The sequence below is a fragment of the Enterobacter sp. UPMP701 genome (assembly GCF_053709515.1).
Map to the genome: position 1 here is coordinate 342,469 of NZ_JBSKJN010000003.1, position 19,473 is coordinate 361,941.

General features: G+C 56.3%; 15 protein-coding genes. 7 read left to right on the forward strand and 8 right to left on the reverse strand.

What is annotated here, in order from left to right:
- Positions 1-48 precede the first annotated feature (48 nt).
- Positions 49-948 carry a LysR family transcriptional regulator gene (locus tag ACWKXT_RS10310; protein ID WP_454527841.1) on the forward strand — a complete coding sequence of 300 codons (900 nt, stop codon included), beginning with the start codon at positions 49-51 and terminating at the stop codon, positions 946-948.
- Here ACWKXT_RS10310 and ACWKXT_RS10315 read toward each other — a convergent pair.
- The 4 genes from ACWKXT_RS10315 to ACWKXT_RS10330 all read right to left on the reverse strand — a co-directional run bounded on the left by ACWKXT_RS10315 (position 923) and on the right by ACWKXT_RS10330 (position 6,509).
- Positions 923-1,714, reverse strand: a complete 792-nt coding sequence (locus tag ACWKXT_RS10315; protein ID WP_454532381.1) for a substrate-binding domain-containing protein — start codon at positions 1,712-1,714, stop codon at positions 923-925. The genes ACWKXT_RS10310 and ACWKXT_RS10315 overlap by 26 nt on opposite strands.
- A 15-nt stretch (positions 1,715-1,729) precedes the next feature.
- The gene (gene tcuC, locus ACWKXT_RS10320) at positions 1,730-3,025 is read right to left on the reverse strand and encodes a tricarballylate/proton symporter TcuC (protein WP_454527839.1); all 1,296 of its coding nucleotides are present in this window, start codon (positions 3,023-3,025) and stop codon (positions 1,730-1,732) included.
- Positions 3,026-3,298: 273 nt separating this feature from the next.
- Positions 3,299-4,948, reverse strand: a complete 1,650-nt coding sequence (gene fumA, locus ACWKXT_RS10325; protein WP_454532382.1) for a class I fumarate hydratase FumA — start codon at positions 4,946-4,948, stop codon at positions 3,299-3,301.
- A gap of 52 nt (positions 4,949-5,000) precedes the next feature.
- Positions 5,001-6,509 (reverse strand): anion permease, encoded by a 1,509-nt coding sequence (locus ACWKXT_RS10330; protein WP_023312327.1) that lies wholly within the window; start codon positions 6,507-6,509, stop codon positions 5,001-5,003.
- Positions 6,510-7,119: 610 nt separating this feature from the next.
- On the opposite strand from ACWKXT_RS10330, the gene ACWKXT_RS10335 reads away from it, so the two are divergent.
- Together ACWKXT_RS10335 and ACWKXT_RS10340 are read left to right on the forward strand one after the other, a co-directional pair.
- Complete coding sequence (locus ACWKXT_RS10335) at positions 7,120-9,900, forward strand: flavocytochrome c (RefSeq protein WP_454532383.1); 2,781 nt, start codon at positions 7,120-7,122, stop codon at positions 9,898-9,900.
- A 58-nt stretch (positions 9,901-9,958) separates the two neighbouring features.
- Entirely contained in the window at positions 9,959-10,921 is a 963-nt protein-coding gene (locus tag ACWKXT_RS10340) for an FAD:protein FMN transferase (RefSeq protein WP_454532384.1), read from the forward strand.
- Here the strand turns inward: ACWKXT_RS10340 and dcuR are convergent.
- Positions 10,902-11,621 carry a two-component system response regulator DcuR gene (gene dcuR / locus ACWKXT_RS10345; protein ID WP_454527835.1) on the reverse strand — a complete coding sequence of 240 codons (720 nt, stop codon included), beginning with the start codon at positions 11,619-11,621 and terminating at the stop codon, positions 10,902-10,904. The two genes, ACWKXT_RS10340 and dcuR, sit on opposite strands and share 20 nt — an antisense overlap.
- Positions 11,618-13,234 (reverse strand): sensor histidine kinase, encoded by a 1,617-nt coding sequence (locus ACWKXT_RS10350; protein ID WP_454532385.1) that lies wholly within the window; start codon positions 13,232-13,234, stop codon positions 11,618-11,620. Before ACWKXT_RS10350 ends, dcuR begins: the two co-directional genes overlap by 4 nt.
- Before the next feature lie 164 nt (positions 13,235-13,398).
- On the opposite strand from ACWKXT_RS10350, the gene ACWKXT_RS10355 reads away from it, so the two are divergent.
- A complete protein-coding gene (locus ACWKXT_RS10355) occupies positions 13,399-14,262 on the forward strand; it encodes an N-acetylmuramic acid 6-phosphate etherase (protein ID WP_454532386.1) in 864 nt (287 codons plus the stop codon).
- Between the two features lie 55 nt (positions 14,263-14,317).
- Here ACWKXT_RS10355 and ompC read toward each other — a convergent pair whose 3' ends face one another.
- A complete protein-coding gene (ompC, locus tag ACWKXT_RS10360) occupies positions 14,318-15,484 on the reverse strand; it encodes a porin OmpC (RefSeq protein WP_454532387.1) in 1,167 nt (388 codons plus the stop codon).
- A 285-nt stretch (positions 15,485-15,769) separates the two neighbouring features.
- Here ompC and ACWKXT_RS10365 point away from each other — a divergent pair, with 285 nt between their 5' ends.
- The 3 genes from ACWKXT_RS10365 to ACWKXT_RS10375 all read left to right on the forward strand — a co-directional run bounded on the left by ACWKXT_RS10365 (position 15,770) and on the right by ACWKXT_RS10375 (position 18,420).
- Positions 15,770-16,471: a phosphohydrolase gene (locus ACWKXT_RS10365; protein WP_454532491.1), complete on the forward strand. Its 702-nt coding sequence runs from the start codon at positions 15,770-15,772 to the stop codon at positions 16,469-16,471.
- Positions 16,472-16,532: 61 nt separating this feature from the next.
- Positions 16,533-17,948 carry a DNA cytosine methyltransferase gene (locus ACWKXT_RS10370; RefSeq protein ID WP_454527831.1) on the forward strand — a complete coding sequence of 472 codons (1,416 nt, stop codon included), beginning with the start codon at positions 16,533-16,535 and terminating at the stop codon, positions 17,946-17,948.
- Entirely contained in the window at positions 17,929-18,420 is a 492-nt protein-coding gene (locus ACWKXT_RS10375; RefSeq protein ID WP_454527830.1) for a very short patch repair endonuclease, read from the forward strand. Before ACWKXT_RS10370 ends, ACWKXT_RS10375 begins: the two co-directional genes overlap by 20 nt.
- Here ACWKXT_RS10375 and yedA read toward each other — a convergent pair.
- Positions 18,392-19,306, reverse strand: a complete 915-nt coding sequence (gene yedA, locus ACWKXT_RS10380; RefSeq protein ID WP_454527829.1) for a drug/metabolite exporter YedA — start codon at positions 19,304-19,306, stop codon at positions 18,392-18,394. The genes ACWKXT_RS10375 and yedA overlap by 29 nt on opposite strands.
- Between the last annotated feature and the right edge of the window lie 167 nt (positions 19,307-19,473).

The window sequence follows — 19,473 nt, forward strand, 5'->3', positions numbered from 1 at the left end:
ATTATGAATATTCCAGTTTCCGGAAAGCGCTAAGGATTGCCAGAACGTATGCCCGTCAATTTCGACCTCAACGATCTTTATGCCTTCAGAGCCCTGGTGGAATACGGGAATTTCCGCATCGCGGCGGAATCTATCTGCATTTCTCAGTCTGCCTTAAGCCGCCGCATCGAAAAGCTGGAGGCGGCGGTGGGGGCAAAACTGTTCGACAGAACCACCCGCCGCGTGACGCTGACGCTCTTCGGGCACACCTTTGCCGAGCGCTGCGGGCAGCTTCTGGAAAACGTGGAATCGATGCTGGCCGATATCGACAGGGTGAGCGAGGAACGTACCGGCCTGATCACCGTCGCTACCGTGCCTTCGGCTGCCTGTCATTTTATGCCTGAGGTCATCCGCCAGTTTCAGAGCCGCTATCCGCGCGTGCGCATTAAGCTTATCGACAGCAGCGCGGGAAATGTCATTGAGGCAGTGGCCAGCGGTCAGGCGGATTTTGGGATCTGCTTCGCAAGAAGCCTGCAGCCGGATATCACGTTCATTCCGCTGGTGGAGGATGTGTACGTCGCCGCATGCCGTCGCGATCATCCGCTGGCGGGGCGTAAGAGTCTGACCTGGGAGGCGTTTTATCAGCAGGATTACATCAGCCTGGATATTACCTCGGGTAACCGCAACCTGCTCGACCAGATGCTCGGCCACATTAAGCCAGCGCGCCCGGGGATCTGCGAAACGCGCCACGTCACCACGATGCTGGGGATGGTAGAAGCGGGGATTGGCATTGCTGCCGTCCCCGCGATGTCAATGCCGCACGCTGAACATTCGATTCTGACCCATATCCCGCTGATCGAGCCCGAAGTGAAACGCACTGTCGGGCTGATTCGGCGCAGCGGGCGCATTCAGTCATGGATTGCCGCCGAGCTGGAAACGCTGATTACTGCGCGCTATCGCGCGGCGTAGGGACGGGGATCATCCCGGTGGCGGTGATGGTTTGCTGTGCGCTGGCTGACGCGAGGTAATCCAGCAGCGCTTTCGCCTCAGACGGGTGGTCCGCATGGGCCGTCACCGCACCGGCAAAACGGGTAATATACTGCAGATTATCCGGCAGTTTGCCGACAAAGGTTACGCCCGGAACGGGCAGCAGCTCGCTCACCTGCTGGAACCCGATGTCGTATTTCCCTTTTGCCACCTCCGACGCGACCGGGATCCGCTCCACCTTGTGCGCTTTGCCCGCCATCTGCTCTTCAATACCCAGTTTTTTGAACAGCTGGGTTTGCACATACCGCCCGCTGGCGCTGTCCGAGTAGGCGATGGAATGTGCCTTGAGCAAGGTCTGGCGCAGGGTGGCATCCGTGGCGATATCCGGTACTGGCGATCCTGCTTTGACCACCACGCCGACGGGTGAATCCGCCAGTTCAACGCGCGATCCGTCCTGGACCATCTGGTCCTTCGCCAGATGCGCCAGCGCATCCCCGACCATAATCACCACGTCCGCTTTTTCGCCGCGCGCCAGGCGGTTGGGGATCGCCTGCGGTGTTTTCCCCATCGACGGACCCGGGATTAACACGATGCGATCGCCGCTTTTGGTTTCATACTCCGGTGCGAGCTTTTCGAGGGCGGCTTTGAAACCACCCGAGATCATCACCGTCACCTCCTGGGCCAGCGCCGCAGCGCTGGTCGCCAGCAATACCAGCCCGGTCAGTCCGGAACGCATAACGTTGTGCATATTATCCTCTCTGAATTAACGGGCGGTTTGCAGACGCAGCGCGCTGCGACGGTAGAGATAGAGCGTTGCCAGCATGGCGCAGACCGCTGCGAAGCTCATCCAGTACCCCGGCGAGGCTTTATCTCCGGTGTACTCAATCAGGGCCGTCGAAATGACCGGCGTAAAGCCACCGAAGACAGCGGTAGCGAGGCTGTAGGCCAGCGAGAAACCGGCCACACGCACTTCAACGGGCATGATCTCCGTCAGGGCCGGGATCATTGCTCCGTTGTACAGGCCATAAAGGAAAGAGAGCCACAGCAGCACGCTCAGCATCATGGAGAAGCTGGGCGCATTTGCCAGCAGCGTCAGGGCCGGGTAGCTGGTCGCCAGCGCCAGCAGGGTCATGGCAATCAGCACCGGCTTGCGCCCGAAGCGATCCGACAGGGCGCCGCCCACCGGCAGCCAGATGAAGTTAGAAATCGCCACCAGCAGCGTGACCAGCAGGCTGTCAGAGGCGCTCAGCATCAGCACTTTTTTGCCGAAGGTCGGCGCATAGACGGTGATCAGATAGAACGCGGTGGTGGTCATCGCCACCATCAGCATGCCCGCAACCACAACCGGCCAGTTCGCCAGCAGGGTGGTAAATACCTGACGCATCGCCAGCGTGTGGCGGCGCGCGCGGAACTCTTCGGTCTCTTCAAGCTTGCGGCGCAGGAAAAAGATAAACGGCACGATTAAACAGCCAAACAGGAACGGTATGCGCCAGCCCCATTCGCGGATGGCGCTCTCTTCCATCAGCGCGTTCAGGGCAAAGCCCATCGCCGCGGCGACCATAATGGCAACCTGCTGGCTGCCGGACTGCCAGCTGGTATAAAAACCTTTGCGGCCCGGCGTGGCGATTTCAGCCAGATAGACCGATACCCCGCCAAGCTCCGCCCCGGCGGAAAAGCCCTGCAGCAAGCGTCCCACCAGCACCAGCAGCGGCGCCCAGAGGCCGATGCTCTCATAGGAGGGGATCAGCACGATCAGGAAAGTTCCCGCCGCCATAATTGACAGGGTGACGATCAGCCCTTTGCGGCGGCCAACCTTGTCGATATACGCCCCGAGAACAATCGCGCCGACTGGGCGCATCAGGAAACCTGCGCCGAAGACGGCGAAGGTCATCATCAGCGAGGCAAATTCACTGCTCGCCGGGAAGAAGGTATGCGCAATGTAGGTGGCATAAAACCCGAACAGGAAGAAGTCGAATTGCTCAAGGAAGTTGCCAGAGGTGACGCGAAGTATCGCGCCCGCTCTTGCGCGAACGGTTGCAGGTGAGGGTGAGGAAATCATCGTAGTCTCCAGTTTATTATTGACGTGTTGTCCGTCTGTTTCTGAAAACTGGATCAGAGAGGGGCATTTTATAAGCGCAATAAACACATCGTTTGATGCGTTTTACGCATCAATCTGGAAGGGCGCGGTGAGAGTTATATTATTAACAATGGGTTAACATTGTTTTGATGGTTTATTCACCTGCCGGCGCGGGCGCAGGGTGTTTTCTGTTTTGTGAACAGACGCAGCCAGTGAAAAAGCCCGGCAGCATTGCGCCTGCCGGGCGGGTGATACTCAGCGCTGCGAACAACCCGCGCACTGTTTGTTCTGGATCTGCTGGAAGAAATCATTGCCCTTGTCATCCACCAGGATAAACGCCGGGAAATTCTCCACTTCGATTTTCCAGATGGCTTCCATACCCAGCTCCGGATACGCCACGCACTCCAGGCTCTTAATGCTGTTTTGCGCCAGTACCGCCGCCGGGCCGCCAATGCTGCCGAGGTAGAAGCCGCCGTGTTTATGGCAGGCGTCGGTGACCTGCTGGCTGCGGTTGCCTTTTGCCAGCATGATCATGCTCGCGCCGTGGGATTGCAGCAGGTCGACATACGAGTCCATGCGTCCTGCGGTGGTCGGGCCGAGCGAACCGGACGCATAGCCTTCCGGCGTTTTGGCCGGACCCGCGTAGTAAATCGGATGATCTTTGACGTACTGCGGCAGTTCTTCCCCGTTATCCAGCAGCTCTTTCAGCTTCGCGTGGGCGATATCGCGCGCCACGATGATGGTGCCGTTCAGCGACAGGCGGGTGGAGACCGGGTGCGCGGAAAGCTGCGCCAGGATCTCGTTCATCGGCTTGTTCAGGTTAATGCTCACCACATCGCCTTCACCCTGCTGGCGCAGTGATTCAGGAATATACTGGCCCGGGTTGTGCTCCAGCTTCTCAATCCAGATCCCGTCGCGGTTGATTTTCGCCTTGATGTTGCGGTCTGCGGAGCAGGAGACGCCCATGCCGATCGGACAGGACGCGCCGTGGCGCGGCAGGCGGATCACGCGGATATCGTGGGCGAAGTATTTACCGCCGAACTGCGCGCCGAGGCCGAGGTTCTGCGCTTCCTGGAGCAGTTCCTGTTCGAGCTTAACGTCGCGGAACGCCTGGCCGTGCTCGTTGCCTTCGGTTGGCAGCGCGTCGTAGTAGCGGGTGGAAGCGAGCTTGACGGTTTTCAGCGTGGCTTCCGCTGAGGTTCCGCCAATCACAAACGCAATGTGGTACGGCGGGCAGGCCGCGGTACCCAGGGTGCGCATCTTTTCAACCAGATAATTTTTCAGCTTCGCCGGAGCGATCAGCGCTTTGGTTTCCTGATAGAGATAGGTTTTGTTGGCAGAGCCGCCGCCTTTCGCCATGCACAGGAATTTATACTCGTCACCGTCGACGCTGTAGAGGTCAATCTGCGCAGGCAGGTTGGTGCCGGTATTCACCTCTTTATACATATCCAGCGCCGCATTCTGCGAGTAGCGCAGGTTGTCTTCAATATAGGTGTTATACACGCCCTGGCTCAGGGCCGCTTCGTCTCCGCCGCCGGTCCAGACCCGCTGGCCTTTTTTACCCATGATGATCGCGGTGCCGGTATCCTGACAGGTTGGCAGCACGCCTTTTGCGGCAATTTCAGAGTTGCGCAGGAACTGCAGGGCAACGTACTTATCGTTCTCGCTGGCTTCCGGGTCGTTAAGAATGGCGGCGACCTGCTTCTGGTGGGAAGGGCGCAGCATAAACGCGGCATCGTGGAAGGCCTGCTGCGCCAGCAGAGTCAGGGCTTCCGGCTCCACTTTCAGCACTTCCTGACCGTCGAATTCGGCAACGGAAACGTGCTCTTTGGTCAGCAGATAATATTCGGTGTCATCGTGCGAAAGAGGGAAGGGGTTCTGGTAGAAAAACGGTTTGTTTGACATAGCTTGCTCCACAAAAATTTAACCGCCGGAGGAAATGTCCGGCGGTCAGGAATCAGAACATCATGGACATCCACGGATAGCCAATCAGCAGCAGGGCCGCCAGGAAGATGGCACCGAAGATGGTGCCGAGGCGCCAGTAGTCTTTGGTTGGCAGGTAGCCGCTACCGTAGTAAATCGGGCTTGGGCCAGTTCCGTACGGGGTGATGATCCCCATCACGCCCAGCGAGGTCACCATCAGCAGGACGAACACTTCCATATTCATGCCCGGAATGGTGGAGGCGATGGTCAGCATTGCAGGCAGCAGCGCCGTGGTGTGCGCGGTGGTGCTGGCGAACAGGTAGTGCAGCAGGTAGAACGCCAGCAGCAGCACGATGGTCGCCACGCCCGGGGAGATGCCGCTCATTAGCAGACCGCCTTCTTTACCCAGCCAGCTGATAAAGCCAGTAGAAGAGAGGCCATCCGCCAGCGCCACCAGGGTGGCGAACCAGACGAAGGTGTTCCATGCAGCTTTGTTACCGGTGATATCGTTCCACTCCAGCACGCCGGTCCACAGCATCAGGCCGACAATGAGCAGGGCCGCCATCGCAGGCTCAATCCACGCGGCGGCGAAGATCCACATCAGCAGCGCACAGCACACGAACACCAGCAGCAGGATTTCATTGCGCGACAGTTTGCCCAGTTTTTCCAGTTCACGTGTTGCCCACAGCGGTACTTCATTGTTCACTTTCACTTCTGGCGGGTAGAACCAGTAGGCCAGCAGCGGCATGGTCAGGATCAGCAGGATACCCAGCGGCAGGAAGGCGAGGAACCAGGTGCCCCAGGAGATATCAATCCCGACCGTGCTTTTCACCAGCGCCAGCGCCAGCAGGTTAGGTGCCAGAGCGGAAAGGAACATCGAGCTGGTGATACAGGCCGCAGTGATGGCCACCCACATCAGATACGAACCGATTTTGCGCGCGCTTGGGTCGTTGGGTTTTGAGCCGTACAGCGGCGGCAGGTTAGCGATGATCGGGTAGATGGTCCCGCCGCTGCGCGCGGTGTTGGACGGGGTGAACGGCGCCAGCAGCAGGTCTGCAAACGTAATGGCGTAACCGAGTGTCAGGCTGCGACGGCCAAGATATTTCACCAGAATCAGCGCCAGGCGGCGGCCGAAGCGGGTTTTATCGTAGCCTGCGGCGAACATGAAGGCACCGAAAATCAGCCAGACGGTGGAGTTACCAAACCCGCTCACCGCCCATTTAAAGGAGGCGCCCGCCAGCTTGAATTTCGGGTCGGCCAGCTGATCGGGGCTGAACAGCACCCACTGGCTACACAGGGCAATGGCGACGACGCCGGTCAGGCCAATCACCGCGCCCGGCAGCGGTTCGAAGATCAACCCGACGATCACGCCGACGAAGATGGCAAAGTAATGCCATGCGTAAGGCGGCAAACCTTCAGGAACGGGAACAAACAGCAGCAGGACGGCGACGATGACGGGCAATGCCATCATCAGCAGTCGTTTTGCGTTTCCATTTGATGCCTGGTTCGCCACCGGGGGCGTTACAGCAGTTTTTGTATTCATAGTTTCATGTCTTAAGTTGTCAAAAATTCGGTCGCACTGAAAAGCCAAAATTGCTTTCTTAAGTTTTTTTGCTTTTTTTAGTTATTAAAGATGCGTTTTTGTATTTTCAGTAATAGCGATTTAACGCTTTTTTGTTTGCGCTAAATTAAAAAATGATGATGTTTTTATATTGCGCTTTTGAATGCCGCAACTATTGATCGTGATCAAAAAAACAGAATTGCAGCGTTATTTTTATGCTTTTATTAATAACCACTCTGGCGTATGTGGTTATTATCTCTTTTTCGGGTTTATTTTATCATTTTTGCAACAAAGTAAATTTTACGCTGTGTTTATCTTCCTGATTTTTATAATTATTTATGTTTTCTGGTGAAGTGGTTTTACCATTTTTTATTTAACAGGTTTTAAAATATTGTGAATGTCAGAATTACATTCGCTAACACCAATGTATTATTCGTGTTATCGCAGGGATTAAATAGTTTTTTAACTAACGTAATAACTTTAGAAAGTAAAAAAATCATTATATTAATATCATGACATCGGCAAAAAACGACGAAATAAAAAATCAATCCGATAACGAATTCTCAGTTTTTAAAAGTTTGGAGTTTCTATTATGAGCACTAACGAACGCATTCTTAGCCCCTTCACATTACCGAATGGCACCGAACTGAAAAACCGTTTGTTAATGGCCCCGATGACAACCTGTACCGGCTACTATGACGGCACCGTTACCAGCGAGCTCGTGGAATACTATCGGGCACGTTCCGGCAGCATTGGTACCATCATCGTAGAGTGCTGCTTTGTCGACGATCTCGGTCTCGCCTTCCCGGGCGCAATCGGAATTGACAACGACGAGAAAATTGCCGGGCTGGCGAAAATCGCGGAGGCCATTAAATCTAAAGGCTCTAAAGCCCTGCTGCAGATCTACCACGGCGGCCGCATGGTCGACCCTAAACTGATCGGTGGCCGCACGCCGGTTGGCCCAAGCGCCATTGCCGCGCCGCGTGACGGTGCTGCGACGCCGGTCGCCCTGACCACGGAAGAAGTGGAAGGCATGGTTGGCAAGTTTGGCGAAGCCGTGCGCCGCGCGATCCAGGCCGGTTTCGACGGCGTGGAAATCCACGGGGCAAACACCTATCTGATTCAGCAGTTCTATTCCCCAAATTCAAACCAGCGCGACGACGAGTGGGGCGGCAGCCGCGATAATCGCGCGAAGTTCCCGCTGGCAGTGCTGGACATTACCCATAAAATGGTGCGCCAGTACGCCGATGATGCCTTCATCATTGGCTATCGCTTCTCCCCTGAAGAGATGGAAGTCCCCGGCATTCGCTTTGACGACACCATGTACCTGCTGGAGAAACTGGCGGCGCGCGGCGTGGACTATCTGCACTTCTCCGTGGGCGCCACCCTGCGTCCGTCCATTGTCGACACCCAGGACCCGACGCCGCTTATCGAAAAATATTGCGCGATGCGTTCTGAAACGCTGGCACAGGTTCCGGTGATGGGCGTGGGTGGCGTGGTGAATGCTTCAGACGTGAATGAAGCGCTGGAACGCGGTTACGACCTGATTGCCGTTGGCCGCGCCACCATTGCCTACCCGGACTGGACCGACCGCATCGCGGCTGGCGAAAGTCTGGAGCTGTTTATGGACAGCACCAAACGCGAAGAACTGAGCATCCCTGAGCCGCTGTGGCGCTTCTCGCTGGTGGAAGCGATGATCCGCGACATGAGCATGGGCGAATCCAAATTCAAACCCGGCACCTTCATTGAGAAAGTGCAGGACGACGTGAACGAACTGGTGATTAACGTCAGCCTCGAAACCGACCGCATTGCCGACATCGAGCTGGCCTCCGGCCCGAGTGAAGACGTCGAGTTTGTCACCAGCTTCGAAGAGATCCGTACCCGCATTCTGGATGCCAACACCCCGCATGTGGATGCCATCACCGGCGCAACCAGCCAGAGTGAAGCGGTGAAGAAAGCGGTCTCGAAAGCGATGCTGAAATCCAGCAAGGCGCTGGCGGCGGAAGAGGGCGCTGACCCGAACGAAACCCGCAGCGTGGACGTGGTGGTGGTCGGCAGCGGCGGTGCCGGTCTGGCGGCGGCGATTCAGGCCCACGACGAAGGCGCGAGCGTGCTGATTGTTGAGAAAATGCCAACCATCGGCGGGAACACCATTAAAGCCTCCGCCGGGATGAACGCGGCAGAAACCCGCTTCCAGCGCGTGAAGGGCATTCATGACAGCAAAGAGCTGTTCTACCAGGAAAGCCTGAAAGGCGGCGGCAACAAGAACAACCCGGAACTGCTGCGCCGCTTCGTTGAGAACGCACCGCAGGCCATTGAGTGGCTGGCAACGCGCGGCATTATGCTGAACGACATCACCACCACCGGCGGGATGAGCATTGACCGTACGCACCGTCCAAAAGACGGTTCTGCGGTGGGCGGCTATCTGATCAGCGGCCTGGTGCGTAACGTCAACAAACGCAACATTGAGGTGATGCTGGATACGTCCGTCAGCGACATCATCTTCGAAAACGGCGAAGTGACCGGCGTGCGTCTGACTACCGAAGAGAACGAAACCGTTACTGTGGTAACCAAAAGCGTGATTGTGGCAACCGGCGGCTTCAGCGCCAACAGTCAGATGGTGGTGAAATACCGCCCGGATCTGGCAGGGTTCGTCACCACCAACCACAAAGGGGCGACTGGGGGCGGTATCGCGCTGCTGGAGCGCATCGGGGCTGGCACTGTCGATATGGGTGAAATTCAGATCCACCCAACCGTTGAGCAGAAAACCTCGTACCTGATTTCCGAATCCATCCGCGGCGGCGGGGCGATTCTGGTCAATCAGCAGGGCAACCGCTTCTACAACGAAATGTCGACCCGCGACAAAGTCTCGGCGCAAATCATCGCGCTGCCGGAGAAATACGCGTACATCGTCTTTGACGAGCATGTCCGTGCCAAAAACAAAGCCGCAGATGAGTACATCGCGAAAGGCTTCGTGACCAGCGCGAGTTCGCCAAAAGCGCTGGCGGAAGCGCTGGGAATGGATCATCACCAGTTCCTGGCAACGCTGGAACGCTACAACGGCTTTGTGGAAAAACAGCACGACGATGATTTTGGCCGCACCACCGCGCTGCGTGCGCCAATCAACGAAGGGCCGTTCTACGCCATTCAGATTGCACCGGGCGTACACCACACCATGGGCGGCGTGACCATCAACACCGAAACCTGCGTGCTGGACAGCAACCACAACGTGCTGCCGGGGGCGTTTGCGGCGGGTGAAGTGGTCGGCGGGATCCACGGCGGTAACCGTATCGGCGGTAACGCGGTGGCAGACATCATTATTTTTGGTACCCTTGCAGGACATCAGGCGGCTATGCGTTCGAAAACACGGTAAGGCTCCTGTTTCCCCGGCGGCGCGGTGCCTGCCGGGGCTACATACGAGGACTCATGCTATGCCTGATAGCCATCGCGTTTACAGCTACTCCGCCGTTCTGATGGGCTCGCCCATTCTTCTGAAACTCTTCTCCCACGATGAAGCCCTCGCGTCCCGGGTGTTTCGCCTGATTAAACAGTACGAAGACCTGCTTACCGTTAACCGGGCGCATTCTCAGGTGATGGACATCAACCATGCGGCCGGTCAGCATCCGGTTGCCGTCAGTCGTCCGGTGTTTGAACTGATCCGCTGCGCGAAAGCGGCAAGCCTGCTTAAAGACAGCGCCTTTAACCTGGCGATCGGCCCGCTGGTGAAGCGCTGGAAAATTGGCTTTCGCGGAGACAGCGTTCCGCCTGCCGATGAAATCGCGTCGCTGCTGGCGATTACCCGTCCTGAAGATGTCCTCCTTGATGAGGCCAGCAGCAGCGTGTTTCTGACCAGAGCGGGGATGGAGATCGATCTGGGGGCCATCGCCAAAGGCTATATCGCCGACAGGGTGCGGGATTACCTGCGTAAAGAGGGCGCTGAGCTGGGGCTGATCAACCTCGGTGGAAACATCCAGACGTTAGGTTCGCCGGAAGGCGGCTGGAGCGTGGGGCTGAAAAAACCGTTCGCCGGTGACGCGCTGATCGGGGCGATGACGGTGGAGAACCTCTCCGTGGTGACCTCGGGCATCTACGAGCGTTACTTTGAGCAGAACGGCAGGCGTTATCACCATATTCTCGATCCGCGTACCGGGTATCCGCTGGACAACGAGCTGGAGAGCGTTACCATCATTTCAAAGGATTCCATCGACGGCGACATCTGGACCACGCTGATGTACGGCATGGGCGTGGAAAAGGGCAGCGCCGCGCTGCGGTCTCGTCCGGATATTGAAGCTATCTTTGTGACTAAAACAAAAGAAGTGGTGATCTCCTCGATGCACCACTTCCGTTTTACCCTTCTGGACAACGCCTATCGCGTTACTGGCAGTACTGTTTGAGCAATCCGATCTGTTCCGGCTGCAGGCGGTAGCGATACACCGGACGCCCGGTGGCACCGTAGTGAATGCTGGTGAACAGAATATTGATTTGCGCGAGCCAGATCAGGTATTTACGGCAGGAGACGCGGGAGATATTGACGGCGTTTGCCAGGTCATCGGTAGAAAACTCCGTCTCCGGGTGGGCGTCGATCCACTGGCAAATTGTGCGCAGCGTTTGCGGCGTTAACCCCTTCGGCAATTTTTTGCTGTCCGCCAGCTCCGGCGCGCCGCCGTGGATCAGCCGGTCGACGTCCGCCTGCTCGTAATACTGGTGCGAGCCCATCAGGCTGTGCTTTGCCTTCCAGCCGTTCAGCGCCTCTTCAAAGCGCGGGAACTGGAACGGCTTTATCAGATAATCCACCACGCCATAGTGGATGGAGGTCTGGATCGTGGCGGCATCGGCGGCCGAGGAGATCATAATCACATCAATCGGGCGGCCTGACGCGCGAATATCGGGCAGCAGATCCAGCCCGTTATCCTGCTGCATATAGACGTCCAGCAGCACCAGATCGACAGGCTGGCCGGGGTTATTAATGATGGCCCTGGCCTGGTTGAGCGTGGAGGCGACGCCGCAGCAGCTGAAGCCTTCAACACGGTTGACGTACAGACGGTTGAGGTCGGCCACCATGGCGTCATCATCGACAATTAATACATTTATCACGCGATATTCCTCTCGCTATCCCAGGGGATATGAACAAAAAATTGGGTAAATACGCCAGGCTCAGACTCGACGGTGATATCGCCGCCCAGGTTCTGGATTTGCTGGCGAGCAAGGAACAGCCCAACGCCACGGTTTTCACCTTTTGTTGAGAATCCCTTAGTAAAAATAGCCTCCAGCTGAGTGGGATCAATGCCGGGGCCGTCATCGCTGACCTCGCAACTGAGCCAGCCGTTCTGATAATGTAGCAGCAGGCCGATCTCGCCTTCCTGCTGTCCTTCCATCGCGTCGAGCGCGTTTTCAATTAAGTTACCCAGCGCGGTGATCAGCACCGCAACCTGCTCTTCACTGGCGGTATCCGGTATCTGGCACTCGTCGGCCAGCGTCAGATTGACGCCCACCTCTTTCGCCCGGTTGATTTTGCCCAGCAGGAACCCGGCGATGACCGGTGATTTTACCTTGCTCTGTATCGTGCCAATGTCCGTCTGGTAATTATGCGCCGTCTGGATAATGTACTCCTCCAGCTTGTCGTAGCGCTTCATGTGCAGCAGGCCGAGGATGACGTGCAGTTTGTTCATGAACTCGTGCGTGTGGCTGCGCAGGGCATCGACGTAGCTGACCATGCCGTCAATACGCTGCATCAGCTGGCTGATTTCCGTTTTATCGCGGAAGGTGACTATCGCGCCGATGACCCGCTCCTGGCTTTTGACGGGCACCATGTTGCACAGCAGCAGTCGGCCGTTACAGCTGATCTCCTGATCCTGGCGCGCTATGCCCGTCTTTGAGATTTCCCGCAGGCTGGCCAGCAGGGGCGCGCTGGCGTTTTCCGTCTGTTTGCCGGAAGGCAGGAGTAAAATTTCTCTGGCGGTATGGTTAATCATCGTCACGCGGCCGTGAATATCTACGGCCAGCACCCCTTCACGAAGCGACTGCAGCATCGCCTGGCGCTGCTCGAACAGGGCGGAAATTTCATAAGGTTCAAGGCCGAAAAGGATGCGTTTCAGTACCCGCACCAGCCCCCAAATCGCCATCGAACTCATAAAAATACTGAATAAAATAGTCCAGACGGCGTTAAGCCGTCCGCGGGCTATCTGGTCTTCCACCTTTTTGAGGGAGATACCGACGACGACGACCCCGATCTGATCGTGCTGGCTGTCATAGACGGGCGTGAAAACCCGAAGCGCTTCGGCGAGGGCGCCGCGGTTAACCGAGACATTCTCTTTGCCTTCCAGCGCGGGCTCCAGATCGTTGCCAATAAAATGCAGGCCGATGAGCGCTTCGTTCGGGTGGGAATAACGAATGCCCCGCATGTCGGTCACCACGGTGAGCAGCAGATCGTTACGCTGGGTGACGGCTTTGGCGGTGGGCTGAATGATGTCTGCCTGCGGGGACTGCATCAGGCCCCGCTGGATTTCCGGGCTATCGGCCAGCGTGCGGGCGATGCCCAGCGCGGTATCTTTTACGTCATCGCGGGTCGCGCGGGTGATTTGCACGGAGTAGAGCGCAAAGACCACCAGCAGCACAGAGGCGATAATTGCGCATACCATCAACGTGACCAGCGTATTCAGTTTCATGGGGCGCTTGCGCGTCTGTGGGAAAGGCTGCAAATCGCTCATCAACACTCCGCGATGATTAAGAAAGGGGTAATTATCGCTGATGACGGGCTTTTCTTAAAGCCATGTAAAAGCGTGGATTTGGTCTTCTTTTCGTGACCCCACTCGCAGGTCATCCATATAAAACACTTTATAGTGTGTGGGTACTCATAATAAGGAGGCTGTTTATGAGCATTACGCATACCGGTTCGGTCAAGGAAAGACGGCACGCCAGCACGATGAACATTGATAGATTGTCCACGCTGGACATGCTGAAGGTTATTCACCAGGAAGATGCCCGCATTTCTGATGCCATCACCCCCTGTCTAACAACGATCGCCCGCGTGGTGGATAACGCCGCCGCGACGCTTAACCGCGGCGGTCGTCTGGTGATTGTCGGCGCGGGCCCGTCAGGCTGCATCGCGCAGCAGGCTGCTGATGACTACGCGCCGGGTAAAAGCGCGGTGATTGCCGTGACGGCAGGAGAGGGAGAAGGGCGTTACGAGCGCGGGGTCGCGGACCTGCAGGCCATTAAATTTGGTGAACAGGATATGATGCTGGCCATGACCGTCAGCGGAAAAACGCCGTGGGTCTGGGGAGCGATGCGGCATGCCTGGTCGCTGGGGGCGCCGGTGGCCGTCATTACCAGTGATGCGCAAAGTGAAGCGGCACAGCTGGCCAGCATGGTGATTGCCCCGGAACTGGGGGCTGATGTGGTTGCTGGTTATAGCAATACCAAAGCGGGGATTGCGCAGAAGATGATCCTCACGACGATCACCACCGGGCTGGCCGTTCGCACCGGACGCGTTTACAGCAACCTGCGCGTGGATCTTGAGGCAAGCAATACTAAATGGGCCGAACGGCAAATCGCCATCGTGATGGAGGCGGGGGGATGCACCCGGGCGCAGGCGAAAGCCGCGCTGGAGAGCTGTAACCATAACTGTAAAACGGCGGTATTGATGGTGCTGACGGGCCTGGATGCGTGGAAAGCCCATGAGCTGCTGGCGCAAAATAACGGGTTTATTCGCGTGGCGCTGCAGGAAGCGCCGTAAACTCGGCCTTTAAATGAAAAAAGCCCGCGAATGCGGGCTTTAGTATTTATGGCGATTAGAACTGGTAGGTCATACCTACGCCAACGATGTCATCGGTTGCAATACCGTTGTCATTGTAGAAGGCGTCATCTTCGTCCAGCAGGTTGATTTTATAATCAACGTAGGTGGAGAAGTTCTTGTTGAAGCTGTAGGTCATGCCCAGGTCGATGTAGTTAACCAGATCCTGGTCTACATAGTCATAGCCATTGCGTTGGTGATAATCGTTACCGCCCAAATCAATGCCTTTGGAATAGACCCACGCCAGGGATGGACGCAGACCGAAGTCAAACTGGTATTGCGCTACGGCTTCAAAGTTCTGCGTTTTGTTGGCGATGCCGTCGCTGCCGTACGGCGTCATGTTGCGGGTTTCCGCGTACATCATCGCCAGGTAGACGCCTTGAGCATCATATTTTGCGCCAACGGTCCATGCGTCTGCACGGTCACCGCCTGCGTATTTGCTGAAGCGGTTATAGTTGCCCGCGCCATAAGCAACCTGATCGTTGGTACGGTCAGAGGAAGAATACGCCGCACCCAGCGTCAGGCCGAAGTCGAAGTCATAGGTGGTAGACATACCGAAGCCGTCGCCGTTCTGGAAACGCACGTCGTCATGACCGTTTTTGGTGCCTTCCTGATCTTCATTAGCGTTTGCACCTTCGTTAGCGCCCTGATACTGCAGCGCAAAGTTCAGGCCATCAACCAGACCAAAGAAATCATTATTACGATAGGTCGCAACACCGTTGGTACGGCCAACCATATAGTTGTCAGTCCAGGTGTAGGAATCGCCACCAAATACCGGCAGCATATCGGTCCAGGCTTCAACGTCGTACACGACGCCGTAATTACGGCCATAATCGAATGAACCGTATTCACCATATTTCAGGCCAGCGTATGCCAGACGGTTAAAGGATTTATCACCGGCGCCTTCGGTATCGTTAGCGTAGGTTTTATATTCCCACTGACCATAACCGGTCAGGTCGTTAGCGATCTGCGTTTCGCCTTTGAAACCAATCTGGACATAGGTTTCATCGCCGTCGTCGCCAGGGTTGTCAGAGAAGGTATGACGCGCGTCTACTTTGCCGTACAGGTCAACTTTGTTGCCGTTTTTGTTGTACATTTCAGCCGCATGCGCAGCGCCAGCCATTAATAAAGCGGGTACAAGAATTGCCAGAACTTTTCTTTTCATTATATATTCCCTTTAAAGATAATTAATATGAATATATGTAATCACCCTCCGTAATTACGTGTCTGATACTATTCTACGGAATGTTATTTTGGTTCCAAAATAAATGTAATTAAATTGGTAAAAATATTGCTAAATATTTCTATCAATCTCTTTATTTTTCTGGTGAATTAATTATTTGAAACTATTGCGGGTAATTATTGTTAAGTATTTCGAATTTCTATTAATGAATTTATTTAATATGGCTATGTTATAATTTTTCCCCCATTTTCGTTACAGGAAAATATGATGGATATCACACAGTGGCAACAGCGCTTTGAATCCTGGCTAAAAGAACATCACGCGACCGACGACACCGCGCACGATGTGTCACATTTCCGCCGCGTCTGGATGACGGCGCAGAAAATGATGGTTCATCATCAGGTCGATCCGCTAACGGTCCTCACCGCCTGCTACTTTCATGACATCGTCAGCCTGCCGAAAAACCATCCTGAACGCGGACAGTCATCCCGTCTGGCGGCGCGCAGGACGCGCGACATTCTGCACCGCGATTTCCCCGACTTCCCGTCAGAAAGCTATGCCGCCGTGGAACATGCTATTGAGGCGCACAGCTTTAGCGCCGGAATTACGCCGCAGAGCATGGAAGCCAAAATAGTGCAGGATGCAGACCGCCTGGAAGCGCTGGGCGCGATTGGCCTGGCGCGCGTTTTTGCCGTCTCAGGTGCGCTGGGAGTGCCGCTGTTTGACGCGGAAGATCCGTTTGCCGATGCGCGCCCGCTTGACGACAGGGCGTTCGCTCTCGACCATTTTCAGACTAAGCTGCTGCGCTTGCCTGATACAATGCAAACGGACGTCGGGCGAGAGCTCGCGCAGCACAACGCCGATTTTCTGATTCAGTTTATGGCGAAACTCAGTGCCGAATTACAGGGGGACTGCATCGGGCTGGATAGCCAGATTCAACACCGCTTCCGTCGCAGTTTGCATAAGTGAACTGTGGTAATCTGTTTCCAGTCTTTATAGCCCGGTTAAAAGAATGCAGGAAAATCGATCAGTGACAGAGCCCGCGCCTGAGCAGGCTGAGAAGTCAACGGCAACGGTGCAGGCATTGCTGCGCCAGCTGCTGGATATTTATGATGCTAAGACGCTGGCAAACCAGCTGGCGGCGCAGGGTGAGAGCCACTGGAGCCCGGCGATCCTTAAGCGACTGCTGACCAGCGAGCGGGCAGGGCGCCGCCTGAGCGAAGGCGAGTTTCGCTATCTGCAAAACCTGCTTCCGCGTCCGTCTGCCGCGCACCCGGACTATGCCTTCCGCTTTATCGATCTGTTTGCCGGTATCGGGGGTATCCGCCACGGTTTTGAAGCCATCGGCGGCCAGTGCGTGTTCACCAGCGAGTGGAACAAGCATGCGGTACGTACCTATAAAGCAAACTGGTACTGCGATCCGCACGCGCATCATTTCAACGCCGATATCCGCGACGTTACCCTGAGCCATAAAAGTGGCGTCACGGATGAACAGGCCGCAGAACACATACGCCAGACGATTCCGGCGCATGACGTGCTGCTGGCAGGCTTCCCGTGCCAGCCTTTCTCGCTGGCCGGCGTCTCCAAAAAGAATGCCCTTGGACGCGCCCACGGTTTCGCCTGCGATACGCAGGGAACGCTGTTTTTTGACGTTGCCCGTATCATTGACGCCCGCCGTCCGGCGATTTTTGTGCTGGAAAACGTCAAAAATTTAAAGAGCCACGACGGTGGAAAAACCTTCCGTATTATCATGCAAACGCTGGACGAGTTGGGCTATGACGTAGCCGATTCAGAGGCCATGGGGGCGGATGACCCCAAAATCATCGACGGGAAACATTTCCTGCCTCAGCATCGCGAGCGTATTGTGCTGGTTGGTTTCCGCCGCGATCTCAATCTGAAGGGGGATTTCACCCTGCGGGATATTCCCTCCTTATACCCCGAGCGCCGTCCCACGATTGCCGACCTGCTGGAGCCGGTGGTCGACGCGAAATTTATCCTTACCCCGATCCTGTGGAAATACCTCTACCGCTACGCCAAAAAGCATCAGGCGAAAGGCAACGGCTTCGGGTTTGGTATGGTGAACCCAAACGATCCGCACAGCGTGGCCCGTACATTGTCCGCTCGCTACTATAAGGACGGGGCAGAGATCCTGATCGACAGAGGCTGGGATAAAGCGCTGGGCGAGAAGGATTTTGACGACCCGCAAAACCAGCGTCACCGTCCGCGACGCCTGACGCCACGCGAGTGCGCCCGCCTGATGGGCTTTGAAACGCCGCAGGGCTATCGCTTCCGCATTCCGGTTTCAGACACCCAGGCCTATCGTCAGTTTGGTAACTCGGTGGTGGTGCCCGCATTTGCGGCGGTGGCAAAACTGCTGGCTCCGCGCATCAAACAGGCGGTGGCGTTACGCCAGAGTGAGGCCGTCAATGACGGACGTTCACGATAAGGCCACGCGCAGCAAAAACATGCGTGCCATCGGCACGCGTGATACCGCCATTGAAAAGCGTCTTGCCGGGCTTCTGACGCAGGCAGGCTTTGACTTTCGCGTGCAGGATCCCGCGCTTGCGGGCCGCCCGGATTTCGTCATCGACGCGTATCAGTGCATTATCTTCACCCACGGCTGTTTCTGGCATCATCACGACTGCTACCTGTTTAAAGTCCCGGCGACGCGCACCGATTTCTGGCTGGAGAAGATTGGCAAGAACGTTGAACGTGACAGCCGGGATCTCGCCGCGCTTGTCGCGCAGGGCTGGCGAGTGCTGATCGTCTGGGAGTGCGCCCTGAGAGGCAGATTAAAACTGAACGACGCCGATCTGAGCGAACGGCTGGAAGAGTGGATCTGCGGCGGCGGTGAAACCGCGCAGATCGACACCCGTGGAATTCACCCGCTTACGGTTTCTCCACCTCGCAAGGCGTAACAACAGGCTTTGCCGGCAGCAAATATTTGCCTAAGGTCACCAGTACGACGGCAAAAACAATCACGCCTAATGCCAGCCATTCAACAGAAGAGAGCGTTTCCCCGCCGAGCCCGGTGCCGAGCAGCACGGCCACGACCGGGTTAACGTAGGCATAGCTGGTGGCAACCGCCGGAGAGACGTTGCGGATCAGGAACATGTAGGCGTTAATGGCGATGATAGATCCAAACAGCGCCAGGTAGCCTACCGCCAGGAAGCCCGACAACGGCGGCAGGGTAGTCAGCTTTTCTCCCGTCAGGGCGGAGGCCAGCAGCAACACTATTCCCGCGGCAAGCATCTCTATTGCCCCCGCCATCATGCCGGTCGGCAGTTCGATGCGTGAACCGTATACGGAGCCAAACGCCCAGCTCATCGAGCCAATCAGGATGATGACTGCGCCCCACGGATTCCCGCTCAGGTTACCGCCGCTGTTGAGCAGGATAATGCCGGCAAGGCCAATGCCAATTCCCAGCCACTCCAGCTTGCGGGTACGGATGCCGAAAAGACGGCTGAAGCAGAGGGTGAACAGCGGCACGGTGGCAACAACCACGGCAGCGATCCCCGATGGCACGTTCTGGTGCTCAGCAATGGTCACAAAGCCATTCCCCACCGCCAGCAGCAGCAGGCCGATCAGGGCGGCATTCAGCATCGGGCGAAGGGGAGGAAGCTTATGTCCGCGCAGCAGCAGGAAGGCCAGCAGTAACACGCCCGCCGAGAGGAAACGAATGCCCGCCATCAGCAGCGGCGGCCAGCTTTCCACGCCGATGCGAATGACAAAGTAGGTTGAACCCCAGATGATATACAGCGAAAAAAGTGCCCCAATAAGCGGTAGCAATTGCCGGAAACGCATAATCCCTCACGACGAAATAAAAAGGTCGCTGATAGTAAACGCGAAAACTATCGCGCTGGCGAGCCCTTTAGTTGTGTCGGTGATGTGAAATTTTTGTTGACGCGAGGTGCCTGTTTCCGCGTTTGCGCTTTTGCTCCATACTATTCACTTAATTACCAAAAAAAGAA

Excerpts from the sequence above, each read along its gene's own strand:
- ACWKXT_RS10310 (WP_454527841.1), top strand. The coding sequence starts at position 49 with ATGCCCGTCAATTTCGACCTCAACGATCTTTATGCCTTCAGAGCCCTG.
- ACWKXT_RS10315 (WP_454532381.1), bottom strand. The coding sequence starts at position 1,714 with ATGCACAACGTTATGCGTTCCGGACTGACCGGGCTGGTATTGCTGGCG.
- tcuC (WP_454527839.1), bottom strand. The coding sequence starts at position 3,025 with ATGATTTCCTCACCCTCACCTGCAACCGTTCGCGCAAGAGCGGGCGCG.
- fumA (WP_454532382.1), bottom strand. The coding sequence starts at position 4,948 with ATGTCAAACAAACCGTTTTTCTACCAGAACCCCTTCCCTCTTTCGCAC.
- ACWKXT_RS10330 (WP_023312327.1), bottom strand. The coding sequence starts at position 6,509 with ATGAATACAAAAACTGCTGTAACGCCCCCGGTGGCGAACCAGGCATCA.
- ACWKXT_RS10335 (WP_454532383.1), top strand. The coding sequence starts at position 7,120 with ATGAGCACTAACGAACGCATTCTTAGCCCCTTCACATTACCGAATGGC.
- ACWKXT_RS10340 (WP_454532384.1), top strand. The coding sequence starts at position 9,959 with ATGCCTGATAGCCATCGCGTTTACAGCTACTCCGCCGTTCTGATGGGC.
- ACWKXT_RS10350 (WP_454532385.1), bottom strand. The coding sequence starts at position 13,234 with ATGAGCGATTTGCAGCCTTTCCCACAGACGCGCAAGCGCCCCATGAAA.
- ACWKXT_RS10355 (WP_454532386.1), top strand. The coding sequence starts at position 13,399 with ATGAGCATTACGCATACCGGTTCGGTCAAGGAAAGACGGCACGCCAGC.
- ompC (WP_454532387.1), bottom strand. The coding sequence starts at position 15,484 with ATGAAAAGAAAAGTTCTGGCAATTCTTGTACCCGCTTTATTAATGGCT.
- ACWKXT_RS10365 (WP_454532491.1), top strand. The coding sequence starts at position 15,770 with ATGGATATCACACAGTGGCAACAGCGCTTTGAATCCTGGCTAAAAGAA.
- ACWKXT_RS10375 (WP_454527830.1), top strand. The coding sequence starts at position 17,929 with ATGACGGACGTTCACGATAAGGCCACGCGCAGCAAAAACATGCGTGCC.
- yedA (WP_454527829.1), bottom strand. The coding sequence starts at position 19,306 with ATGCGTTTCCGGCAATTGCTACCGCTTATTGGGGCACTTTTTTCGCTG.